21 protein-coding genes and 1 pseudogene are annotated in these 23,668 nt (G+C 38.4%); 15 read left to right on the forward strand and 7 right to left on the reverse strand.

From position 1 onward, the window contains the following. Positions 1–116 precede the first annotated feature (116 nt). From B2727_RS03255 to B2727_RS03275, 5 genes and pseudogenes are all read left to right on the forward strand, one after another. Positions 117–1,202, forward strand: a pseudogene (locus tag B2727_RS03255) (ATP-binding cassette domain-containing protein); the annotation flags it as partial. Positions 1,203–1,219: 17 nt separating this feature from the next. Next, positions 1,220–2,410 (forward strand): HlyD family type I secretion periplasmic adaptor subunit, encoded by a 1,191-nt coding sequence (locus B2727_RS03260; protein WP_005202510.1) that lies wholly within the window; start codon positions 1,220–1,222, stop codon positions 2,408–2,410. 91 nt (positions 2,411–2,501) lie between these two features. Further along, complete coding sequence (locus tag B2727_RS03265; protein ID WP_005202511.1) at positions 2,502–3,104, forward strand: IMPACT family protein; 603 nt, start codon at positions 2,502–2,504, stop codon at positions 3,102–3,104. Then, complete coding sequence (locus B2727_RS03270; RefSeq protein WP_005202512.1) at positions 3,094–3,711, forward strand: chloramphenicol acetyltransferase CAT; 618 nt, start codon at positions 3,094–3,096, stop codon at positions 3,709–3,711. The genes B2727_RS03265 and B2727_RS03270 overlap by 11 nt, the downstream gene beginning before the upstream one ends. A gap of 106 nt (positions 3,712–3,817) precedes the next feature. Beyond that, positions 3,818–4,660: a universal stress protein gene (locus B2727_RS03275; RefSeq protein WP_005314330.1), complete on the forward strand. Its 843-nt coding sequence runs from the start codon at positions 3,818–3,820 to the stop codon at positions 4,658–4,660. Positions 4,661–4,779: 119 nt separating this feature from the next. Here the strand turns inward: B2727_RS03275 and B2727_RS03280 are convergent, their stop codons facing one another. The 5 genes from B2727_RS03280 to mutS form a co-directional block, all read right to left on the reverse strand. Continuing rightward, positions 4,780–5,448 (reverse strand): O-methyltransferase, encoded by a 669-nt coding sequence (locus B2727_RS03280; RefSeq protein ID WP_005202514.1) that lies wholly within the window; start codon positions 5,446–5,448, stop codon positions 4,780–4,782. A gap of 138 nt (positions 5,449–5,586) precedes the next feature. Further along, complete coding sequence (locus tag B2727_RS03285; RefSeq protein ID WP_004808415.1) at positions 5,587–6,300, reverse strand: D-Ala-D-Ala carboxypeptidase family metallohydrolase; 714 nt, start codon at positions 6,298–6,300, stop codon at positions 5,587–5,589. Between the two features lie 124 nt (positions 6,301–6,424). Next, positions 6,425–6,754 carry a ferredoxin FdxA gene (gene fdxA, locus B2727_RS03290; RefSeq protein WP_004652744.1) on the reverse strand — a complete coding sequence of 110 codons (330 nt, stop codon included), beginning with the start codon at positions 6,752–6,754 and terminating at the stop codon, positions 6,425–6,427. A 298-nt stretch (positions 6,755–7,052) separates the two neighbouring features. Beyond that, positions 7,053–7,619: a GNAT family N-acetyltransferase gene (locus tag B2727_RS03295; RefSeq protein ID WP_005202516.1), complete on the reverse strand. Its 567-nt coding sequence runs from the start codon at positions 7,617–7,619 to the stop codon at positions 7,053–7,055. A 101-nt stretch (positions 7,620–7,720) separates the two neighbouring features. Beyond that, positions 7,721–10,360 carry a DNA mismatch repair protein MutS gene (mutS, locus tag B2727_RS03300; RefSeq protein ID WP_291347902.1) on the reverse strand — a complete coding sequence of 880 codons (2,640 nt, stop codon included), beginning with the start codon at positions 10,358–10,360 and terminating at the stop codon, positions 7,721–7,723. A 224-nt stretch (positions 10,361–10,584) separates the two neighbouring features. Here mutS and B2727_RS03305 point away from each other — a divergent pair, with 224 nt between their 5' ends. The 8 genes from B2727_RS03305 (at position 10,585) to B2727_RS03340 (ending at position 20,138) form a co-directional block, all read left to right on the forward strand. Beyond that, positions 10,585–11,946: a tyrosine-type recombinase/integrase gene (locus B2727_RS03305; RefSeq protein WP_245106868.1), complete on the forward strand. Its 1,362-nt coding sequence runs from the start codon at positions 10,585–10,587 to the stop codon at positions 11,944–11,946. Positions 11,947–12,208: 262 nt separating this feature from the next. Next, positions 12,209–14,794 (forward strand): hypothetical protein, encoded by a 2,586-nt coding sequence (locus tag B2727_RS03310; RefSeq protein WP_291347905.1) that lies wholly within the window; start codon positions 12,209–12,211, stop codon positions 14,792–14,794. Between the two features lie 289 nt (positions 14,795–15,083). Continuing rightward, complete coding sequence (locus B2727_RS03315) at positions 15,084–15,974, forward strand: inovirus-type Gp2 protein (protein WP_245107173.1); 891 nt, start codon at positions 15,084–15,086, stop codon at positions 15,972–15,974. Positions 15,975–16,095: 121 nt separating this feature from the next. Further along, on the forward strand, positions 16,096–16,362 hold the full coding sequence (locus tag B2727_RS03320) for a hypothetical protein (RefSeq protein WP_245107176.1): 267 nt from the start codon (positions 16,096–16,098) through the stop codon (positions 16,360–16,362). Positions 16,363–16,379: 17 nt separating this feature from the next. Further along, positions 16,380–17,429 carry a DUF932 domain-containing protein gene (locus B2727_RS03325; protein WP_245107180.1) on the forward strand — a complete coding sequence of 350 codons (1,050 nt, stop codon included), beginning with the start codon at positions 16,380–16,382 and terminating at the stop codon, positions 17,427–17,429. 166 nt (positions 17,430–17,595) lie between these two features. After that, positions 17,596–18,672, forward strand: coding sequence for a YqaJ viral recombinase family protein (locus tag B2727_RS03330; protein WP_245107235.1), 1,077 nt, complete (start codon positions 17,596–17,598; stop codon positions 18,670–18,672). Positions 18,673–18,913: 241 nt separating this feature from the next. Beyond that, positions 18,914–19,831, forward strand: coding sequence for a hydrolase or metal-binding protein (locus B2727_RS03335; protein WP_245107184.1), 918 nt, complete (start codon positions 18,914–18,916; stop codon positions 19,829–19,831). 85 nt (positions 19,832–19,916) lie between these two features. Then, a complete protein-coding gene (locus tag B2727_RS03340) occupies positions 19,917–20,138 on the forward strand; it encodes a helix-turn-helix transcriptional regulator (protein WP_245107187.1) in 222 nt (73 codons plus the stop codon). 66 nt (positions 20,139–20,204) lie between these two features. On the opposite strand, the gene B2727_RS03345 is transcribed toward B2727_RS03340, so the two are convergent. Next, complete coding sequence (locus B2727_RS03345) at positions 20,205–20,819, reverse strand: hypothetical protein (RefSeq protein ID WP_245107190.1); 615 nt, start codon at positions 20,817–20,819, stop codon at positions 20,205–20,207. A gap of 205 nt (positions 20,820–21,024) precedes the next feature. Continuing rightward, on the reverse strand, positions 21,025–21,288 hold the full coding sequence (locus B2727_RS03350; protein ID WP_245107193.1) for a helix-turn-helix domain-containing protein: 264 nt from the start codon (positions 21,286–21,288) through the stop codon (positions 21,025–21,027). 207 nt (positions 21,289–21,495) lie between these two features. On the opposite strand from B2727_RS03350, the gene B2727_RS03355 reads away from it, so the two are divergent. Next, entirely contained in the window at positions 21,496–22,392 is an 897-nt protein-coding gene (locus B2727_RS03355) for a helix-turn-helix transcriptional regulator (RefSeq protein ID WP_245107213.1), read from the forward strand. Between the two features lie 222 nt (positions 22,393–22,614). Beyond that, positions 22,615–23,646: an ATP-binding protein gene (locus B2727_RS03360; protein ID WP_245107218.1), complete on the forward strand. Its 1,032-nt coding sequence runs from the start codon at positions 22,615–22,617 to the stop codon at positions 23,644–23,646. Positions 23,647–23,668: the final 22 nt, after the last annotated feature.

Raw genomic sequence — 23,668 nt, forward strand, 5'->3', positions numbered from 1 at the left:
CGAATGATCTATCTGTATTTTGCTTCTGTGATTAGTGAACGGGAATATTATCTTTTTTTTGCTTTGATATAAGGAAGTTACCATACTTTTTATTCTGCTTAACTTCCTAAGCCCCTAAATTATTACGCGCGGAGTCACGTTTCCAAAACCAGTGGAACCATATGAACGAAGTGTCTGCTGATATCAGTATGCAGCAACGTAAGATTGTGGGGGTACTGACTGCGTGGACGCAAAAGATTCAGGGGCTAACTTATGCAGCTGTGATTCTAGTGGGTTGTTTTGCGGTGATGAAAGGCGATATGACCACAGGTGCTTTGGTGGCGTGTTCGATTTTATCTTCACGGATGTTGGCACCAATTTCACAAATCACGGGTATTTTGGGACGTTTGCAACAGGCAAAAGTGGCGAAGAAAAGCTTAGATGAGTTAATGCAGAAACCTGTCGATCAACCAGATCAAGCACATTTGGTACATAAAGAAGTGTTGCATGGCGATTATGAGTTGAAAAAAGTGGTGTTCCAATATACGGAAGATGACCCACGCCCAAGTTTGGTTATTCCACAACTTAAGATTCGTGCAGGTGAGCGTATTGCAATTCTAGGACGCAATGGTGCAGGTAAATCGACCTTATTACAGATTTTATCTGCGATGCAGTTTCCGAATTCTGGCTCAGTGTATTTAGATGATCTGGATATTAGTTTGATTGATCCTGCCGATGTGCGTCGTGATATGGGCTTACTTAATCAAAATGCACATCTATTTTATGGCACCATCCGTGAAAACTTAACCCTTGGCGCACCTCTAGCGCGTGACGAGGATATATTAAAGGTACTAAAAGTGACTGGTGCACTGAGTTTTGTGCATGAAAAGAAAGAAGGCCTAGATCATTTGGTATTAGAAGGTGGCGTTGGTTTCTCTGGGGGACAACGACAAGCCTTATTGTTGGCGCGTTTATTGATTCGTCAGCCGAATATCTTATTGCTAGATGAACCAACTGCTGCCATTGATGATGTGGCCGAAAAGCAATTGATTGATCACTTAAAAACTTGGCTTGGTTATCGAACTTTAGTTGTTGCAACGCATCGACGTGCAGTTTTGGAATTGGTTGACCGAATTATTGTCATGAATGAAGGCAAGATCGTCATGGATGGACCTGTAGATCAAGTTTTACAACAATCATCAATAAAACAAAAAATAGTTTAATACTTTGAGGAAATTTTATGAGTGAACAACAACAGAACAGCAGTCGTCCCATGAACGTAACTTATAATGAACCAAAGTTACCTCGTTCGACGCTTGTTGTTTGGATGATTGGGATTGGTTTACTTTCACTCTTAATCTGGGCATGGTTATTTAATCTAGAAGAGGTTTCAACGGGTACGGGGAAAGTGATTCCCTCTTCAAAAGAGCAGATTATTCAATCACTTGAAGGGGGAATTCTCACTAAACTTGATGTCAATGAAGGTGATGTGGTTGAAAAGGGGCAAATTCTTGCACAACTTGATCCAACCCGATTTGCATCGAATGTTGGAGAGTCAAAGTCTTTACTGACTTCAGCACAGGCAACTGCAGCACGTTTACGTGCTGAAGTGACGGGTTCACCATTAAGTTTTCCTGAAGACGTGCAAAAGAGTCCTAAATTGGTGCAAGAAGAAACAGCGCTATATTTGTCACGACGTGCTAATTTGGAACAGTCAATTGAAGGTTACGAGCAAGCAGCTAAGTTGGTAAGACAAGAACTGGCAATGACAGAACCATTGGTGGCAAAAGGGGCGGCCAGTGAGGTTGAAGTATTACGTTTAAAGCGTGAAGCCAATGATTTAAACAATAAAATCAATGATACGCGCAACCAGTACTATGTCAAAGCACGAGAAGAATTGTCTAAGGCGAATACCGATATTCAAACTCAGCAGCAGATTGTGAATGGTCGAAATGACAGTTTAGAACGTGCGGTATTTAAAGCACCTGTACGTGGCGTAGTGAAAGAAATTGATGTTACGACCCTAGGTGGTGTTATTCCTCAGAATGGTAAGTTGATGACCATTGTTCCTTTAGAGGATAAATTGCTGATTGAAGCGCGTATCTCACCGCGTGATATTGCGTTTATTCGCCCGGGGCAAGAAGCTTTAGTCAAAATTACCGCCTATGATTACTCAATTTATGGCGGGTTAGACGGTAAAGTGACTGTGATATCCCCAGATACCATTCGTGATGAGGTCAAGCAAGATCAGTTCTATTATCGTGTATACATTCGTACTGATTCTGACCGTTTATATAACAAAGCGGGTAAGGCATTCAGTATTACTCCAGGGATGGTAGCGACAGTGGATATTCGTACTGGACAAAAAACCATTATGGATTACTTGTTGAAACCGTTTAATAAAGCCAAAGAAGCATTGCGTGAACGCTAACTTGTGCTGATTGAAAACCTCGCTTGATGCGAGGTTTTTTATTTGTGCTGTAAAAAGCTATAATCGCGTTTTAAATTTTTAATCATGTTCTATGCCATTCACCCTTGCCAGTTCGGTAACTTTTGAAGAAGACATTAAAAAAAGTCGTTTCCAAGCGATTGCAGCAGTTGTTGAAAATGAACAACAAGTGAAAATTTTTTTAGAACAAAACAAAGACTTATCCACCACGCATCAATGCTGGGCATGGAAGATCGGCCATCATGTTCGTTTTAATGATGATGGCGAACCTTCAGGAACAGCAGGGCGGCCAATACTTGCCACCATTGAAGGTAATGATTTAACCAATGTGATTGTATTAGTGAATCGTTGGTATGGTGGAATTAAACTGGGTACAGGTGGTTTGGTTCGTGCCTACGGTGGTTGCGCAGGACAATGTTTGCTCTTGGCAGAAAAAATCGAATTGATTGAAAAGCAAGAAATTCGTTTTGCGTGTTTGTTCAATGAATGGGCGATTATGCAATATGAGCTGATGCAGCAGCAGATCGAGTATCAAGAACAATATACCGAAACAGGTGTCGTGATTGAGGCACGAGTTCAAGTGCATCAAATTGAACCATTAAGGTTAAAACTGCAAGATGTGAGTAGAGGACGTGAGCAGCTGAAAGTCCTAGAGGAACACGCACATGATGAATGATCCTTTATTAAAATACCGAGAGCAGCATAAGCATCGTTTGAACTATATGCCATGGTTATATTGGACTTTAAAACCCAAACATCGCGAATGGGCTGAAGCATGGCAAGCCGAGTACCAAGCCTATTTGATGGATATGGAAACGGTTGAAATTGGTCAAAACTGCTTTATTTCACCCTTGGCCCATATCTTTGCTGAACGTGGTCGCAAGATCAGTATCGGAGATAATACCTTTATTGCTGCAGATTGTACTTTGCATGGCCCTTTAGAAATTGGCAATGAAGTGGCAATTAACCATCATTGTATTTTAGATGGCGGTCGTACAGGGATTAAGTTGCATGATCAAGTTCGAATTGCGGCTTATAGTCATCTATATGCATTTGATCATGGCATGGAAATGGATCGTCCGATCTATCAACAACCTGTTACGTCTAAAGGCATTGAGATTGGTCGAGATGTCTGGCTAGGAGCGCACGTCGGAATTAAAGATGGAGTCAAAATTGGCGATCATGCTGTGGTTGGAATGAACAGTATGGTGACCAAAAATGTTGAGGATTATGCAGTGGTTGCAGGGAACCCCGCAAAATTAATTCGTTACCGAAGCGAATAAAAAAGTGTATGAGATTCGATACATAAATTTAACCCACCATGCTTTTATCTATGTTAAGTTAAAAATAAGTAGAAGACCTAAGGTACATACCTAGAGAGAGGCGAAAATGAACCGTGTAATTGCATGTATTGATTCTTCACCCTGCATTGATGCTGTTGCAGAAGCAGCAGTATGGGTTGCGAAACAAACGCAAAGAGAGTTGGTATTGTTGCAAATCCTGGACTATTACCCAGCTAGCTACCATTTAGGTGAAATCAGTGGCGTGATTGGCTTTGAAAGTAATGCCATGCTACTTAAAGAACTCGCAGAGTTGGAACAAAAACAGAGTGAGTTAGCACTCGATTATAGTAATAATTTGCTGAATCACATTTCTGAGTTGATCGAAAAACAGTACGGTCTAAGCAGTACCAAAATTCAGGAAAAAGGCGATTTTCTTGAGCAAAGCTTTAATCTTCTCAATGAAAATGATGTGGTGATTATCGGTCGAGTGGGTGAGCGAGCTGCTGAGAAGAACAAGCCGATTGGAAGTAATGTTGAAAACTTTATTCGTGGTGCAAATTGTACGGTTATTACCGTTGGGGAACATTTCCAGCCACCGAAACGCTTTATCTTTGCTTATGAATATTCACCGACCTGCCAAAAGATGTTGCAACGCATTGCTCAAAGTGACTTGTTGAAAACATTACAATGCCATTTGCTCTATGTAGGTGATCATCCGGAAATGTTGGCCGAACCTGAAAAGTATCTCACTGATGCAGGTCTGGAAGTGGTTTCAGTCTATCGTTATGGTGATGTAGCACAAAATATTCTTGAATATCAAAGAGAACATGATATTCAATTGATTGTATTAGGTGCATTTAGTCACAGTAAAATTCATCAATTCTTCTTGGGCAGTATCACGACGACGATCTTCCGAAATGCCATTGTTCCACTATTAGTTGCTAAGTGATTCATTTTATTCCATATAGTTATCCGCAATTCCTGTGGATAACTGTATGGAAAAGCACTGGAGATAAATATAATTTATTGATATTGCACAACTAAATTAAATAGGTTGTTTTTTAATCTCTATTTTACGATTGCAATGGCAAAACCATCATGGCCTTTTGAACCAACCGTTTGCAAAGCTGTGCAAGAAAGCAGCTGAGGATGATCTTTCAAAGCGGTGAATGCTTCACGGATTCCTTCAATACTTGGTTTCTTGTTATTTTCATCAATGATCGCACCTGCACGAATCACATTATCTAATACAATGATTGTGCCTGGATGAGACAGTTTTAGACTGAGTTCAAAATACTCTCGGTAGCTTTGCTTATCGGCATCAATAAAGATCAAATCAAATGCTTCGCTGTCTTCAGCAATCAGCTGATTCATAATATCGGCACCACGACCTTTTTTGAGTTCGATATTGGTCGGCATATTGGCATAATCAATATTTTCTTGAGCGATAACCACGTGAGTATCGCGTCCTTCAACCGTCAGTAGATAGCCATCTTCAGGAAGGGCCTTGGCTAGCCAAATGGTACTATAGGCACCGAATGTACCGAGTTCTAATACGCGTTTGCATTGATTCATTTGAATCAACATTTGCAAAAACATACCTTGATTAGGTGCAACAGCCAAATGATTAGAAAAGCCTTGAGTATCAGTATTATCTAATGCATGTTGAAGTCTAGGGTCTGTGGGAATTAAATGTGAATTGATATAGTCATCAATCTCGGTCCACATCTGTTGCATAATCAAGTTTACCTACCAATTTGTTAGCTCTGCATTTTAAACGTTTATGCTCAGAGTGCAATTTTATTGCGGCATGAATCCGCATGATTGAAACAAAAAAAGAGATCATTTTGATCTCTTTTTATTCAGATATCTGTTTTAGAAATTACACATTGAACTATTACGGGTCAAGTCAGGTCCCCATGTCCGATAGCCTTGAGTATCGATATGGATTTGACCAGAACTATATAAACCAATGCCTAAATCTAGGCTTTGACCATGCTGGGCCCAGAACTGACATAGCTTAAACTTGGTTTGTTCAATATAGGCATAGTCTTGCGGTTGAGGATATTCAGGTCCAATACGAAAATCGATGGCTGAATTGAATAAGTGTTTCGACGAGCCAGCACCACCTGCACATTGATTGAGTGGCAAGTCTCGATAGACAGAAGTCACCTCAAAATCGGTCAAGATTTTGGCTGCAATTAAGTATTTAAAGACACGTAAGGTCGAAAGGGAGTTGTTCCACAATTCACGGTTAGGCACCATATATTCAGTACGACCGCATTTTTGCCAGTCCCGAGCAGTACGTAATAATTCAAAACTTGGAATAATATGTGCCACATTATTACGGGTTAGAAATTGTTCATATTCTCGAACACGTGCATAGTTTTCACCTTGATTCAGCCATTGGCGATAAGAGGCAGGTTCAACTTTGTTTGGGATGGGGCGGGTAAAAGTGACTTGTTCTTGGGGAATGTAAATTCTTTTACCTTGCTGCTGATTTACTTTTGTCGTTGAGCTGGTACAGCCCGCCATCATCACAGGGATGATAAATAATGATAATAGACCCTGTAATTTATTTCGCATCATAAAAAGGCAGTTCAAAATCTGTAGGCGTACTATTTTAATGCAAAATAGCGCATGAATAATGATGTAATTGCAAAGAAATGTGTGGTTCAGGTATAAAAAAGACCAGTAAAACTGGCCTTTTGAATTATTTTTCTAAATATTGTAGCTTGTCTGGCTTACCATTCCATTCTTCACGGTCTGCTGGCTGTTCACCAATTTGCGTGATGTTATTACCCGCCCATTTTTCTGATAATTCAGCATTGAGTTCGATAAAGACTTCTTGACCTTCTGGTAATTCATCTTCAGAGAAAATTGCATTTGCTGGGCATTCTGGTTCACATAGAGCACAGTCGATACATTCATCTGGATTGATAACAAGGAAGTTAGGACCTTCGTAGAAACAGTCTACAGGGCAAACTTCAACACAATCTTGATATTTACATTTAATACAATTTTCAGTGACAACAAAGGTCATGGCGACAGCTACCTAAAAATACGGTTTTTTGTTTGGAATGAGGTATTGTAGGCAAAAAAGGGGTAAACAAACAATTGCTTTTATTGATATTGTTTATTTATACATATGAAAAATGAATTAATATATTGATAATAAAGAAAATATTATCGGGTGCTAAGATTTTTTGACTAAAAAATAAAGTGATGGTCAGCTCAATTGACCTAATCATTGCAACTGAATCTTATTTTTATTCTCAGTTAAAACAGCTAATTAACGAGGTTGAGCCATCTTCATGCTTTCATTTCTGCTTGGTTAGCACTTAAAGCGTGTAGAGCAAGTGAATGTCTTCTGGTTCTCGTTCAAACAACTGCTGATCAGGTTGTGCTAAAAGTTGGGCACTTTGTTTAAGATAAAAGTCTACAGTGCGCTTACTTGGGGTAGCCGAAATATAGAGTTGTTTTGCATTGAGTTGCTTTGCAGATGCGATAGCAGCTTGCATCAACTGAGTACCGATACCTAAACCTTGGTGATCGGCATCCACATAAAAATATTGCAGTAACTTTGCTTCAGGATAATCAGCAATGTGCTGATTGGAAACGACCTGTACAGCAATCAGTCGATTAGATTCGTCAAATCCACCTACGCATAAAGCTCCTTGTTGATGTAAATTTTTGAGTAAAGGGGGATCATTTTCCAAATGATAGGCATCCCAATTTTGCTCATCATAAAAACAATCAATTAATTGTAAATTTAAACTCTGCTGTATATACATTTGAGTGATCAGTTCACGCCGACTAATCTGTTGCCAGATTAAATCAATTTCTGAGTGTTCGAGTGGCTTAAACAGAATATTAATTGTGCTTTCCCTTAGTTGGATACTGAACAAAAATCTATTCAGTCTTTTTAGGTTGAGTGATATCAGTCAAAAATAAACAGAAAATGGTTCTGGAACAAGCTGTAATGATCAACTTGTTCCAGAAAGTACATTTAAGATTTCAGAGCAGCTTTTAGAGAATAAAGCTGCTCTAATGCCTGACGTGGTGTTAAATCATCGACATCGATTTGATGTAATAATTCTAAAGCAGGTGATGGTTTTTCAACCTCAATAACTCGCTCAATGACTTGAGTTTCGATCTCATGTTCAACTGCACTAAACAAATCATTCTGCACGCTACTTTGCAAATGTTGATGCTGTTGTTTTTCCAAGATCTTCAAACGTTTTTGTGCTTCTTTAATCACGTTGGCAGGGATACCAGCTAATTTGGCAACCTGTAAACCATGACTTTGGCTAGCCGGGCCATGTTGAACTTTATGCAGCAAAATCAAATTGCCATTGAGTTCTTGTGCGGTAACATGATAGTTATCAATGCCCGCTTCACCACCTAATTCTGTTAATTCAAAATAATGTGTTGCGAATAGGCACAGGCATTTCACCCGTTTGGTTAAATCAACCACACATGCCCAGGCCAAAGAAAGACCGTCATAAGTACTGGTACCACGACCAACCTCATCCATCAGCACTAAAGACTGACTGGTGGCATGGTGCAGGATCTGAGAGGTTTCGGTCATTTCCACCATGAAGGTCGATTTACCTGTCGATAAATCATCAGCAGAACCAATACGAGTAAAGATACGGTCAATCGAACCCAGTTTTGCTGATTTAGCTGGTACAAAACTACCGCAATAGGCAAGCAGACTAATCAAGGCGGTCTGACGCATAAAGGTCGATTTCCCCCCCATGTTTGGTCCTGTAATAATCGCCATACGATGTTGGCTATCTAGGAAGGTGTCATTTGGGGTGAATGGGGCTTTATTTAAAGCTTCAACAACAGGGTGGCGACCTGCCTGAATTTTGATACTGGTTTCAGGCGTATATTCAGGTCTAGCCCAATTGTTGAGTCGAGCTTGATGTGCAAAGTTTGCTAGCACATCAATATAGGCAATTGCAGCACTCATCATCTGTAAATGTGCAATATTTTGACGCAATTCATCGAGTAATGATTCAAACAAAAGCTTTTCACGAGCGAGGGCACGTGATTCGCTAGAAAGAACCTTATCTTCAAAACCTTTCAGTTCAGGTGTGATATAACGCTCTGCATTTTTGAGGGTTTGACGACGAATATAGTCCGCTGGAGCTTGTTCTGCCTGCGCACGGGTGAGTTCAATATAATAACCGCTGACACGATTGTATCCGATTTTAAGGGTATTGATCCCAGTACGTTCGCGCTCTTTTATTTCCAAGTCAATCAGGAATTGTCCAGCATGATCACGGATTTTACGTAACTCATCCAGTTCATCATCATAACCTTCTGCAATTACATTGCCATCACGTAGTAATACGGGTGGACTTTCAACAATTGCAGCCATCAAATGTTGATGCAGACTCTTAAAGTCACCAAGCTCTTCATCTAATTGAATTAATAACTTAGATTGCTGGGTCTTTAAAACAGGATCTAAGGCGTGGCGTAGGTAAGGGATTTGTGCACAAGCTTGACGCAGTTGTACTAAATCTCGTGGACGAGCACTGCCGAGTGCAACACGACTTAGCACACGTTCAATATCGCCAATCTCTTTTAAAACTAGACGAAGTGGCGATTCATGATAGCCCTTTAACAGTTGTTCGGTTGCATCAAGACGTGCATCTAAAACTGCCGTGTCACGAATAGGCTGCATTAACGTGCGGCTTAGTAAGCGTCCACCCATGGCAGTTTGGCAGTCATTAATCAATTGGAACAGCGATGTACCATGATCAAACAACGGTTCAATAATTTCTAAATTACGACGCGTGATTGGATCAAGTGCAATGAAGTCTGTGCTTTGTTCAATTTGAATTGAACGAATATGGGGTAAAGCTGTTTTTTGGGTTTCTTTCGCATAGTGAATCAACGCTGCGGCAGCAGCTTTCGCGAGTGGAATCGGATCTAATCCAAACCCAGATAACGTTGAAACACTCAACTGATCGCACAATGTTTTTTGTGCATTATTCAAATTAAAATCAACGTTTGGACGTTTGGTGATTGGACAGTCCAGATTTTTTTTAATCTGTTCAATAATATTCTTATCAATAAGATCTTCGTCAATGAGGATTTCGCTTGGCATTAAACGCGCCAGCTCAATTGCAAGTTGCTCTGGTTTATAGTCTTGTTGCTGAACTTTAAAAATACCTGCGCTCAAGTCGAGCAAAGCAAAACCAATTTGATTTTGTTGAATACACAGTGCGACTAGATTTGACGATTGATAGCTGCCAAGTAAGGCATCATCGGTTAAGGTTCCTGGCGTTAAAATACGGACAACTTTACGTTCTACAGGACCTTTGCCTGTGACTTCACCGACTTGTTCACAGATCGCGACAGTTCGCCCAGCTTTGACTAAACGCGCGAGATAACCTTCTGCTGCATGATAAGGAACGCCAGCCATAGGAATAGGTTGACCACTGGCTTTGCCACGATGAGTCAGGGTAATACCTAAAAGTTTGGCTGCTAGATGCGCATCTTCAAAGAATAGCTCGTAAAAGTCACCCATACGGTAGAACAGCAATGCATGCTGATAGTCTGTTTTGACTTTGAGATACTGCTGCATCATAGGGGTGTGGTTGGAAAAGTCTGCTATGCTATTATTATCTTTCATTGGTGTTAAATCCTTTACTTTCAATGTGTTTGATAGTGTGTAACATAAACAGAGTATCCGAGGGTGTTGGATGGAATCTAAGCAAATACGACCTAAGCCAAAACATTAGTATAGGTTTTAGTGTAGGTTGTTTTAGTTTAAACTAGTCATCATTCCTTATCAATATTGGAAAATGGACAGCTTGAAAGGATAACAAATAATTCAATCTTCTTGTGAGGTTTAAAGTGGTTCGTTCAATAGATCAACAAACGACAATAAAAAAAGCACTTTCAGCAAAAGCTATTGAGAAGATGAAAGTGGGTGATCCTGACAAGGCAGATATTGGGGAATATGTGGGGCTACGGGTACATTGTGGCAAAACTGGAATGAAGACTTTTTTCTACCGTTATCGTAGTCCTGTGGATGATTCCATTAAACAATATAAGATTGGAAATTTTCCCCAAGTTACATTGGCAGAGGCAAGGATAGAACTCACTCGTTTAAAGGCTGAAAGAAATCAGGGGATTTGTCCAAAACATAAAAAAGAGCAGGAAAAGCTTCATCAACAGATTGAGCAAGAGCTTGCACAAAAAGATATTTCTCAACTTACTGTACAAGACATGATTGAGATGTACTTGACCGAAGTGATTGAAGATCACTGGATTACTGACCCTCGAACAGGGGAAAGGAAAAAGGTCTTGGGTATGCGTAAGCCCAAAGGTCAATCTGAAACACGACGAACCCTGTATGGCGATGCGGTACGGGTTTTGGGAAATCGTATTGCTTTGGAAGTGACCAGAAAAGATGTGGTGGCTTTAACCAAGGAAATTATTGATCGAGGTTCTAATGTGCAGGCTGGACGGGTATTGTCCGAGTTGACATTGGCTTATGAATACGCCATTGGTCTAGAGCGATTCCCTGCCAATTTTGCCAATCCTGCCTTATTAGCCAAAATGAGTATTAAGCAGTCAAGGCTGAAAGTAACCTGTAAAAAAGGCACACGAGTTTTAAATGATCAGGAATTAAAACGTGTATTGGCTTGGTTGCCAACATCAGGATTTACAACACATCAAAAACATATCCTTTATTTAACGTTATGGACAGGTTGCCGTACGGGAGAATTGTGCGATGCTCAATGGAGGGATTTTGATTTGGATCAAGGAACATGGCATTTGAAAGCTTCAAAAAATAGCACTGAGCGTTATGTTCAATTATCAAGGCAGTGTGTCAATTTTTTACGGAATCTATATAAAACAGATCAGGAATATTTGTTTGCTTCAAATCGGACAGGGCTGCCTATTCAGCAAAAGTCTTTAAGTGAAATGAAATGGCAACTGAAAAATCCAGATAAAGTTCAAACCAAATATCGTCCTGAGCAACTTTGGTTGGAAAACATGGATGACTGGAATCCACATGATTTACGGCGGACGGTTAGAACAGGTTTATCCAGATTAGGTTGTCCTACAGATATTGCCGAAGCAGTTTTGGGGCATTCTAAAAAAGGGATTGAGGGGACATACAACCTGCATAATTATGAAGCGGAATGTGCAGAGTGGTTGCAGAAGTGGGCAGATTATTTGGATGGAATTATGAATAATAATTGTTGAGAGGAAGCTATTCACTACAGTTTAACTATCACCAATCACAAAAGATTTATCAGAGCCCTTGTTTGTACAAGGGCTTTTTTTGTCTAAAAATAAGCTATATAAATTTGCATGAATTTGGAAAATATTGATCATTTTAATTTGTTAAATATTGGATAAAAAAGATGTTTTAAATTTGATTTTTTTGGAAAAATTTTAAGTTCTAAACTTGTATTTAAAAATAATTGTAATATATTTAAATCAATTACTTATTTGAGTTTTTGTTATGGGATCTAATAAAAATACAGGAATTGAACATTCTAATTTTATTGAACAACTAAAAAATCTCTATGTAGGTACTAATATACTAAGTAGCAATGGTGAGCAATTTTTTAATTTTCATGACGCTCTGAATGTTTATCAGTTATTGGATATAACTATGCCTGTACTGGTTTCGAGTTATGATGGAAGTGATGAGAGCCTGGAGAAATGTTTTGAAGATGAGCGAGTAGAAAAGCTGATCAGTGCTATAAAAAATGTAAAAATCTTCCCAAATACGAATTTGTATAAGATCAATCAAAATTATTTCTATGAATATAAAACTTTTTTAGAATTCGCCTCTCAAGTGCGTTCTAAGAAAACTCTAAAAGTAGCGAATGGTAATATTCTTTTATTTGATGGAACAAAGGAGTGTTGGAATTTTTCGGAAGGAAACTATGCAAAAGAATTTTTAAAAGCATATATTTCTGAGCGGTATAAAAATCATCTTAAAGGATCAAATTCATCCAGCAATAGAAAAAGACTTCGTGATAAACAGGATGAGGAGATTGAAAAACTACAACTTAGATTTGAGCAAGATACTGCTTCACTACTTACCGCTACAGGCATGCTTTATGTTGTAGCTGTCAAAGTTAGCTTTAAAGATTTAACAGGTGATCCTGAAAAATTTAAGATGCTTAGTGAAGTTATAAATATTTTGATAGGAAATTTGGCAAATATAGAAAGTATTGTTCAGATACGCTACTTACCATTCTACAATGCAAATGGTCATTCAGAATATTTTGTGATTTTTTTGGTTCAATCACCAATACCGCTTGATGAAGAATATTTTATAAGACAAATAAAAAGTGACTTAGAAAAAGCGGTTGTGCTACTTGGAAAAAGGAATTTGATGCTAGGTGTAGACTGTCAAAATTTAAATGAAAGATTTCGACAAACCACCTTAACATCATTCAAAGAAAGGCATTTTATTCTTGTGAATGCTTTGTATGATTCAAATGAAATTGTAAAAAAATGGTTCTTTGATTTCCTATATCAATTAGTAAGATTTGGATGTTTATCAAATCAACATATATCCCCTACAAAGTTTGCTGAGTTGTACGTTGATCCAAGTTGTTCAAAAAGCAATTCTTCAGAAATAACATATATTTTGGACTCAAAGAATGATAGGTTTCAAACACTCTTATCTTTGGATCTAACAATCAGAATAAAGCATATCTGGAAGATAGACCATTTGTCTTTACAAGCTCAAGCCTATATTCAACATGTCGCAATGATATATCGAGAGCTGTTTGCTGTGTGGGGTGCGGAATATTATTGTGATTTGGCGATTCAAATTGAAATTTTTATCATGTCTTTACGAGAAAGCCCTTATGATGCTTTCAGCCCAATGCTTGAGGTGACACGGAAAAGAGCTAGGCAGGTGATAGATTTTGAACGAACAGTTACACGCCAACTTTTACAATTTTGTGAGATATTCAAAAATCGAATAGACTTAGATAATTTACAGCAGGGACTGAAAAATCACACTTTAACTCGAACACTGAACTTCTTTCTTAGGATTTATCAAAGCCAAAAACTGGATTATCGTGTTTCAGGAACGCTAGATTTATTTCTTGGGCAAGATATTGAAAATGAAAGATTTAGAGGTAAATTAGATAAGCTTGTAGGGGAATATAAATTTAAAGAACCGATATTTTATGGTTCCGATATTTTTAAACAAAAACTTACAACTAAAAATCAAAGAATGCCAATGGATGTGTTTCAAGATACTCACTTATCAAGTGAGGTATTGGAAAGAATTTCATCTGACCAAGTGATAGATGTTACAGAAGAAAAGCTAAATATTGAAAATCAGGATGATTCATTTGTTGAGCAATTGGATAAACAGAATATTGTTAAGTTACCTGAAAAAAAAGAAACACTTAGAAATTTTGATGATCAAGGTTATAGACTAATTCATATGCAACGTCATGGCAGTCGGCTTACAAAAGTTCAAATGATGCTTAAAAATGCCATGAAAACAGATGTAGTCATCCTACGCTGTATATTTTCTTGTGATTCCTCTAAAACTTTGGAACATGGAGAAATTAGTCGAATTTTCTCAAGTATGCTGCAATCCAATAAAAAGAATGCGCCATTTTCTTCCATAACTGCCTATTTAGGCTACTGGGAGGGAGCCAGAAGAACTTCTGATGGTAACCATATTAAAGACTACGCTGCAAATGTCATGTTCATGTTTAAGGCTCAAGTATTAATTGATTTCCCTGACATATTAAGTGAAATAGCTAATGCTTGGAGAACTGCTTGTAGACAGTACGAACGAGACTCAAATTTATTGGAATCTATTGTTGGGAATGTAGAACCGCATATTTTAGCCTATTCGATTGAGGGGTTGAATTGTGAGCAGTTGTTTGCTGAGACAACTGATAAGAAATTAGTAAAAGACATTATTCATCATTTCTCAAACTTTATGGTTTATCAAGATTTGTTGGATGATGAGATTTATCAACAATTGCCAAAATGGTTAATCAAGAAAACTGGTACAGCCAATAAACCGAAAGCAAGAAAATCAGCAATAAAAATAACTTAACTTTAGCTTCCATTTTCCTCTATAAAATCATGCGGATCAGTGTGATTTTACCCATTTGCTATAGAAGTAGAGATTACTGATTTTTAGGCATGGTGATGGATGTTTTGTAAGCTGGTTTTTACTAGGAATAATTTATAATATATTATTTATTAAATACTTAAATCTATATACACCATCATCATACCCAAGATGATGATGGATTATCATGAAAAGAATAACCTATGAATTGATCTGAATTATAAAAATACAGAACCAAAACTCTTATGAACGTTACCATAGGAGTACTCACATGAACGAAGCACAAACTTTACTTGATATTGAAAACTTCATGTTATCAGTAAGCAGAAGAAATTATCACTGGAAAGACTTTGCATCTGATTATGGACAGTGGCTAGATGATGCACGGTTTGTTTATGATGATGAGCTTGAATATAGCCCTTTGATTCAAGCCTATTTTGATCTGATGCCTGAGCGGATAGATTGGTGTAATCAGGATATTTTTGATGATCGTTGTACCTTCAAGAGTTTTCAGGGTAGTCTTAGAATGCGTCAGCAATATTTCCTCAATGATTTTACAGATAAGGTTGAGGATAATTTAGCTCAGTTCTCGTCCTATTTTGATCAACTGTTTCAGAAACATTGTAAGCTATTACTGGTGCGGGTAGATTTATACTATTTATTTGAACATAGTCCATCTATTCGGGAGTTTGATCGGGATATCAAAAAGCTGATCAATCGTATCCAAAATAAAGATACTATTTTTAAAGATCAAGTTGGCTATGCCTATCGATTGGAGCAAGGTGGCAAGAGCAAAGGATATCATTGCCATTTATTGGTTATTTATAATGGTTCTATTCGTCGTCGGGATAGTTATTATGGGCAGGCGATTGGTGAATTATGGCAGGATCACATTACACAGGGTTGTGGTTATTTTTATAATGGTAATCAAGAATCGCACAAGAAATATTATAAATCACAGGGTAAGTTGGGCATTGGCAAGCTTGAGCGCAAGGATGCAGAGGGTCTAGGGAATGTTCGCTTGACTAATGCCCTGAAAGCCATTCGATACTTGGCAGAGCCAGAAAAGAATCATCAATATCTACGAGTACGTCTGAACAAGATGAGAGCGTTTAGCAAAGCACTGTTCAAACCATCCGCTCGCCATAAATCCAAACACTGATCCCAAAAAATCATAGATATACATCATTAACATGAAGATTGAATGTTTTCTTTTTTCCTTACATTCAAAAACATAGGCTTATTAATCGATAAGCCTTTTTTCATTTAATGAGGATGATCTTATGAATATTACATGTCCATATTGCTATTCAGACAATGTCAGCCGTGCAAGCACACAACCATCTGGCAATAACAATTTTTCATCTATGGCAGGTGCAGGCATTGGTGCAAGCATTGCTAAAAGTTTGCCTACACCATTTTCACCATTGTTGGGTGGATTGGCAGGTGCAGTATTGGGTGAATTGCTAGATAGTCTGGTTCAACCATCTCAACCACAGCAGCCCACTGGCTATTTCCATTGCAACAATTGTCAGTGCAAATTCAACTAGGGACAGGAGAAATCATCATGGCACATCAACTTGAACAAATGGCATTTGTAGGACAAACCCCTTGGCATGGTCTAGGCAATCAACTGAGTCCACATCAACCTATTGAAGTTTGGGCACAGCAGGCAGGCATGGACTGGCGAATTGAATCATCTGATGTCAGTTACATGGCACAGAATGAAAAAGGTCAGAGTATTATTATGCCTTTTGAAGAGCAACGGGTTTTGTATCGATCAGATACCCATGCACCGTTATCTGTGGTTAGCCAACGCTTTCAGGAAGTACAACCGAGTTCTATCTTGGAATTCTATAGAGATTTAACAGAACAATCAGGCTTTGAGCTGGAAACTGCTGGTGTACTCAAAGGTGGTAAGAAATTCTGGGCATTGGCTCGAACAGGGCAAACTACAGCTTTAAAGGGCAAGGATGTCAGTAATGGTTATATCCTATTAGCAACGGCTTGTGACGGAACACTTGCTACAACGGCTCAATTCACTTCAATTCGAGTGGTCTGTAATAACACCTTAGCGATTGCACTGAAAGGACAACAAAGCAATGCTGGAGTAGTGAAAGTTCCACATAGCACCCGATTCGATGCAGAAAAAGTGAAGCAGCAACTGGGTATTTCAGTTCGTACATGGGATGAGCACATGTACGAGATGAAGCAGCTCAGTCAACGGAAAGTGACGCAGCAGGAGGCCGCAGCTTACTTTGATGCGGTGTTTAATAATACCAGTCTGAGTATTGCTGAACAGGATGAAAACATCATTCAGTTTTATCGCAATGTTGCAGTTCCCAATCAAACTAACTCATCTCGATCAGACAATAAAACTGAACCAAACGGACGAGCCATGTCTAAAGTCATGACCATGTTTAACGGACATGGGCGTGGGGCAGAACTCAGTTCAGCTAAAGATACAGCTTACGGTTTACTTTGTGCCATTACGGAGTTCTGTGACCACGAACGACGAGCGATGAGTACCGACCATCGACTGGATTCCGCTTGGTTTGGTATAGGGGCAGCAATTAAGCAACGAGGCTTGGAACAAGCGTTAAGAATGGTAGCTTAAATTCAACTCAGCATAAGTAAGGGGGAGGTTAAGTGAATAAATAGCCTAAGTTGAACTTTCCTAAATTAATCAATTTTAATGAGTCGTTTTTCCTTTTGCCGTACCTCCCCCAGGTGCGGCTTTTTTTATGCCCAAATTTTAATTTTTTACAGATATGGAGAATATGATGAATCCAAATACACAAACCCCGTCAAGTCATGCAGTCACTCATTTACCTTTAACCCTAAATCCACCACAAACAGCTTTGACTGCTAGATCACAGCAAAATTCAGCTAAACGTTTGGCTAAAACCAAAGGTATGAATCGAGAACAATGGTTACAGATAAGAAAACAAGGCATTGGAAGTAGTGATGCCGCAGCAGCATGTGGTTTAAATCCTCATATGTCGATGCTAGAACTGTGGATGATTAAAACAGGTCGGATGCAAGTCCCTCCAGATCAACCGCTTAAGAACCGTTATTCACCGCTGTATTGGGGGAATAAGCTTGAACCACTGATTGCAGACTACTATCGGCAGCGCACAGGTAATAAAGTTCGTCGGGTCAATGCTGTATTACAGCATCCTGATGAAGACAAAGCCTTTATGTTAGCCAATCTGGATTATGCGGTCGTAGGCAGTGATGAAGTACAGCTTCTGGAATGTAAATCTGTAGGAGAGTGGGGAACCAAACATTGGCGTGAAGGCGTACCTTTATACGTGATTATTCAGGTACAGCATCAATTGGCAGTGACAGGTAAACAAGCAGCACATGTCTGTGCCTTAGTCTGCGGACATGAAGCAAAAATATTTAAAGTTGAACGTAATGAAATTGTGATCAATCGACTGATTGCTTCAGAGAAAATCTTCTGGTCCTGTGTAGAAAACGATATACCACCGCATGTCGATGCCAGTGAATCAGCAGCAAAAGCCTTGCAGCTTTTATATCCGCAGCATATCCCTTTACAAACTGTGGATCTGTCTACATTGTCAGGAGCAGATCAACTATTTACTGATCTACTCACTGAGGAAAAGCATCTGGCACATCATCAAACCAAATATGACTATCTCAAACATCGTATTCAGATATTAATGAAGGATGCAGAAAAAGCCATATTTAGTCAGGGCAGTGTGACATGGAAGAAATCCAAGGATAGTGTGGTCTTAGACCAAAAAGCATTGCTCCAAGCGCAGCCCGAATTACTACAACAGTACCCCCAATCTCGTATTGGTAGCCGCAGATTTAACATTAATCCACGTCCCTGAACATCCCTAGTAAAACCCCTTAAACCTAAAAAAGCGCAAAGCCACCCCACTTGCCCTCCCTCCATGTAACAGAGAAAGGGCGTTGGAGCAGCTTTGCGTAAATCTTTGATGCACTCAATCTCTTATGACCGAAGAATAACGATAGGTGATTGATCAGGCTGAACAGAAATAGGTGAAGAGGCGGTGCTTTACGGTAAATACCGTGACTTCGTAAATATTTAACAAAACAAGGATTCATCCCATGATTAAAGGCCTAGCAATCACTCCGCCTGTACTTGGACGTATCAGTATCGGCAAGATCGTTGAAAAGAATGGCAAACGGCTCCCTGAAAAGGATGACCAATTTACCATTACCAGCCAAATCCAAAATAAGGATGGTTGGGTTAAACACCCTCTCGATGAACAACTTCGTGCCAAAGCTCCCAATCAAAACCAGAAATTGAGGACCATTCCAGTACGCATGATCTTTAATGATCCCGATCTAAATCTAAGAGCAGAATACACTTTATTTGACCGACAGACAGGACGACCATTGTGTACAGGCAACGGTGAAACTTGTCAGCGACTTGGGCAGAATGGTATTGAGCAACATCCATGCCCATCTCCTGACTTATGTCCACTGGCACACGGCGGACTATGTAAACCCTATGGCAGACTCTACGTCAACTTAGATGAATCCGATGAATTTGGCACATTTATCTTTAGAACCACAGGTTTTAATAGTATTCGTACTTTGGCGGCACGACTACGTTATTACCATGCAGCTTCGGGTGATCTACTTTCATGTCTGCCAATGCAACTCACTTTGAGAGGCAAGAGCACCACACAAAGTTATCGAACTCCTATCTACTACGTGGACTTAACTTTACGGGATGGTGTGAATTTACAGGATGCCATTACCTCAGCCCATCAGATTGATCAGCAAAGCAAGGCAGCAGGGTTTTATCAAGAAGCTTTAGATCATGTCGCGCGGCAGGGTTATGGTAATGCGAGTTTTGAAGTAGGTGGAGAAGAGGGATTGGATATTGTTGAGGAGTTTTATAATGATCAGCAAAATGCGGTTGAGGTACAGCCCAATGTGGAATCGACCGTCTCAATTGCTCAAACTGCCAATGATATAAAACAAGGGCTTAGACAAAGTGTACGGGCAGTAAATTAGCTCTGAGTCATTGGTAGAAAAATACAGAACTCAAGTTTGTATTGAGAGAACGACCTCTCAATCACAAACTGGGAGTAACAAAATAATGTCATCCAATAAATACCCATATCAGATTTTTAAGATCGAAACAGTGAGTAAAATTATTGATTTAAGTCGTTCAACGATTTATGAGCTGATCAATCCTAAATCCAAATATTACGATCCAAGTTTTCCTAAACCTCTCCATTTGACCCAGAATCGGATTGGTTGGATTTCGCAGGAAATTTACGATTGGTTGGAGCTGAAAATCGCTCAGCGAGAAAAGTAAGGGGAAAATGATCCCCTTATTTTTTGCATGATACTCACTCAACTTAAAGATAGTCAGTCACGATGGTTATTGTTTCTGGTTTTTTAGTGCTCGAGCAAGTTCAGGCAATTCATGGGATTCTAAAATTACAGCAAGTTGTTCCAACACAGATTGTGCTTCTTTTTCATCTAGATTAAACGCATCTCGATATATTTCATTGACGCTATCACCAATATGATTGATAAGTTGCCCAACAATTGAAGGACGCATTGCGCCCAAATGACCGTCTGAATTGAAAATATCTAAAATACTTTTTTCTGGGTTCTGCATAGTTTTATTGGCAGTGATCAATTTTGCTTTTTCAAATAAAGGATTTAATTCAGTCAGTATATGTTCTGGCAAGACATCTCGAAGCTCTTTATTGACCAGATGTAGAATAACTGCTTGGGGAAGGCTTAGACCTTTTATGGTGGTTTCAACTTTTTTCCAACGCCAGTTATGTGGCATACAGTCACGGCGGCACTCTAAAGGAAATAATTTTTCTAGTAAATTTAGATCACGTTGGACAGTACGTTGTGTAGTTTCTATCCCTTGTTGATATAAATGTTCTTCAACTTCGGTAGTAGTGACATAGGTATTACTTAATAGGAATTGAATAATTTTCCATTGCCGAGTGATGACCTTTGATGATTGTTGGCTCATGATTTGCTCAAATAGTTTTTACTAAGTGTAATTATTTTTTTAAATAAGATTAATAGGATAACGTGTTGAGTAGGTCATAGTTTGACGTACTTGAATCATTGAGTTGATCTATAATTATTAAGTGTTGAGAAAAAGCATTATTTTTAAAGTTATTTTGAAATAGGGACACGACCTGTCCCTAGTAGGGGTTAGGATATCGCGGAATCTAATTTTTTTGAGATTGGTTAGCAAGAGAATGTTTAAGAATTAAATCAATACCTAAATGGGGATCAATGCCGAGTTCAGTGCAATACCAGACAAATTCAACAACATCTAATCGACGTTCACCATCTTCAATCCGTTGAATAAATGAATGTGGTTTTTTAATGCGGTGAGCAAGGCTACGCATTGTTAGGTTCTGCGCTTTACGCTGGCTTTTGAGCCAGTCTCGTAAAGCAATCATTTCGTCTGTATGAATGCTTTTAGTCATTGTACCTATTTATGATACATTGACCTTTGTACTCAAATTGGGTACATTGATGTATTGTTTTTGTTGTGTTTGTAAAATGTTCATTTTATGTTAATTTGTGTGCAGTTATACAAATAACTAAAAAATAGACTTTGAAATGAAAAAGGGACATAACCTGTCTATTTGATCAACATAATGATTAAAAGATAGGAAAAGATAGATTTATATATGCAAGTAATCATGCAAAATAAAAATGAGACTTTAGCCAACCGTTTGATCGATATTCTTACAAGGCTAAACTCAGGGGAAAAACTGACCATCAATATGTTGGCAGAAAGCTATGATGCGCATCCTAAAACGATTCGACGTGATCTGGTTCGCCTAGAAAGCTGTAATTTACCTATCCAAAAAGAGGGCAAATATTTTTATTTAGACCCGACTTATTTAGGTAAGTTGAAATTAAAAGATATTCAGTCATTTGCTCGTATATCTGGGATTCGACATCTATATCCTAAGCTTGATGTTTCGTTTATACGTGAGCTTTTGGATAGTCGTGTTTATGATGCCAAAGGTTATTTTGTTGAAGATGCCTCACAGTTTAAAACCTTATTTAAAGTATTTGGTGAAGCTATTCGTAAGCATCAACAAATAGGTTTTATTTATAAAGGTGAACCTCGTGTCGTTGAACCTTATAAATTAGTTCATCATCACGGTTGTTGGTATCTGGCAGCAGTGCGTAAAGATATTTTGCGTGCCTATCGTTTAAGTCGCATTGAATTATCAGCACATCCACATGATCTTTTAGGCTTTGAACCTAATGCAAAAATTTTGACTCAACTAGAAGATGAAGAAAGTATTTGGTTTGGTCAGGAGAAGCAGGAAATTATTTTAACTGTTCATGTCGATGTCGCTTTGCACTTTCAGCAAAGGCAACTTTTGCCTGAACAGCAGATCATTAAAAAACTGGATGATGGTGGATTATTGTTGTCTAGTCGGATTACGCATATTACCCAAATTTTGCCATTAGTTCGTTATTGGATTCCTCATCTTAAAATTGTAAATCCAGAGGGTTTGCAGGATGAGATAGAAATGGGGCTCAAAGAATATTTAGATATTAAATATTAGAAGAATAAGCCTGCACGACCACAAACGATGAAAGTGTTACGGCGATTCTGATAGACCGAAGTTTTGTTTTTGTACCAAGAGGGATGACATTCTATATTTTCCAATATGTAAAAAGTGTGATGTAAAGATGTAAGTTGATGGATTTATGGATATTTTAGACATATTTAAAAATATAAAGAGATGATTTTAATGAAGATCAGATTTTTTAAAGGATTCTGGAAAATGAGCAATAATAAAGTTGAGCTATTGACTGTTGTTGATGAACAAACAGATTTGGAAAAAGCTAGACAGCGTTTAAAACAGTTTCAATCTGAACGTGAGCAAAAGGTGGATCAAAATATAGAAAATGTTGTCTCAGAAGATAAAATTCAAGACTTTTTTGCAATAACAGAACCTACTGTAACCTTAGATAATGACGTGATTTTATCGGCTACAACTCGTGTTCAGTTGGATGAGGGTATTGCTAAATTAAAATTTCATAAAACTATATATGAAGAATGGAACTTTGGTTCAGTTGATAAGCAAGGCCGCAGTGTTATTTTAAACTTTTTTGGTGCGCCAGGGACAGGAAAAACTCTAACAGCAGAAGCCTTTGCTGGAAGTTTAAAGCAAAATATTATTAAGTTGGGAATAGCTGAACTCGAAAGTAAGTTTATGGGCGAAACTTCAAAAAATATTCAAGCTGTTTTCAAGGCTGCAACAGAAGCAAATGCGGTTCTATTTTTTGATGAAGCTGATACGTTATTAGGAAAGCGGTTATCTGCGGTAACGCAAGGGATTGACAATGAGGTGAATGCTATGCGTTCAACTTTATTAATTGAATTGGAGAAATTTAACGGAATCGCTATTTTTGCTACTAACTTTGCTAAAAATTATGATGAAGCTTTCAGAAGTAGAATTAGTCATCATATACATTTTGATTTACCTGATTTAGATGCACGTAAACATTTATGGTCAAAAATGCTAGTGGAACAAATTCCATTAGATGGAACACGAGAAGAACTTATTAGTTGGGCAGCTGAATTATCAGAAGGTTTTTCTGGTCGTGAGATTCGTACTTGTATGCGATTGGTATTACCAAAAGCACTGTTAGAAGCAGAGCTTGGACAAGAAGAGCCTAGGTTAAAGCTGGGACAGTTAAAAGAAGTCATCCATCGTGTTAATCATGCTAAGTCAGAAGTTGCAAGTAAAAATAATGCAATAAGTGGTGATGAAGTACGGTCAGCAAAATCGTTACTAGGTATTAAAAATTAATTTTATAGAAATAGAAGGGGGT

Source organism: Acinetobacter sp. UBA991 (assembly GCF_002292065.1).
Classification (GTDB): domain Bacteria; phylum Pseudomonadota; class Gammaproteobacteria; order Pseudomonadales; family Moraxellaceae; genus Acinetobacter; species Acinetobacter higginsii.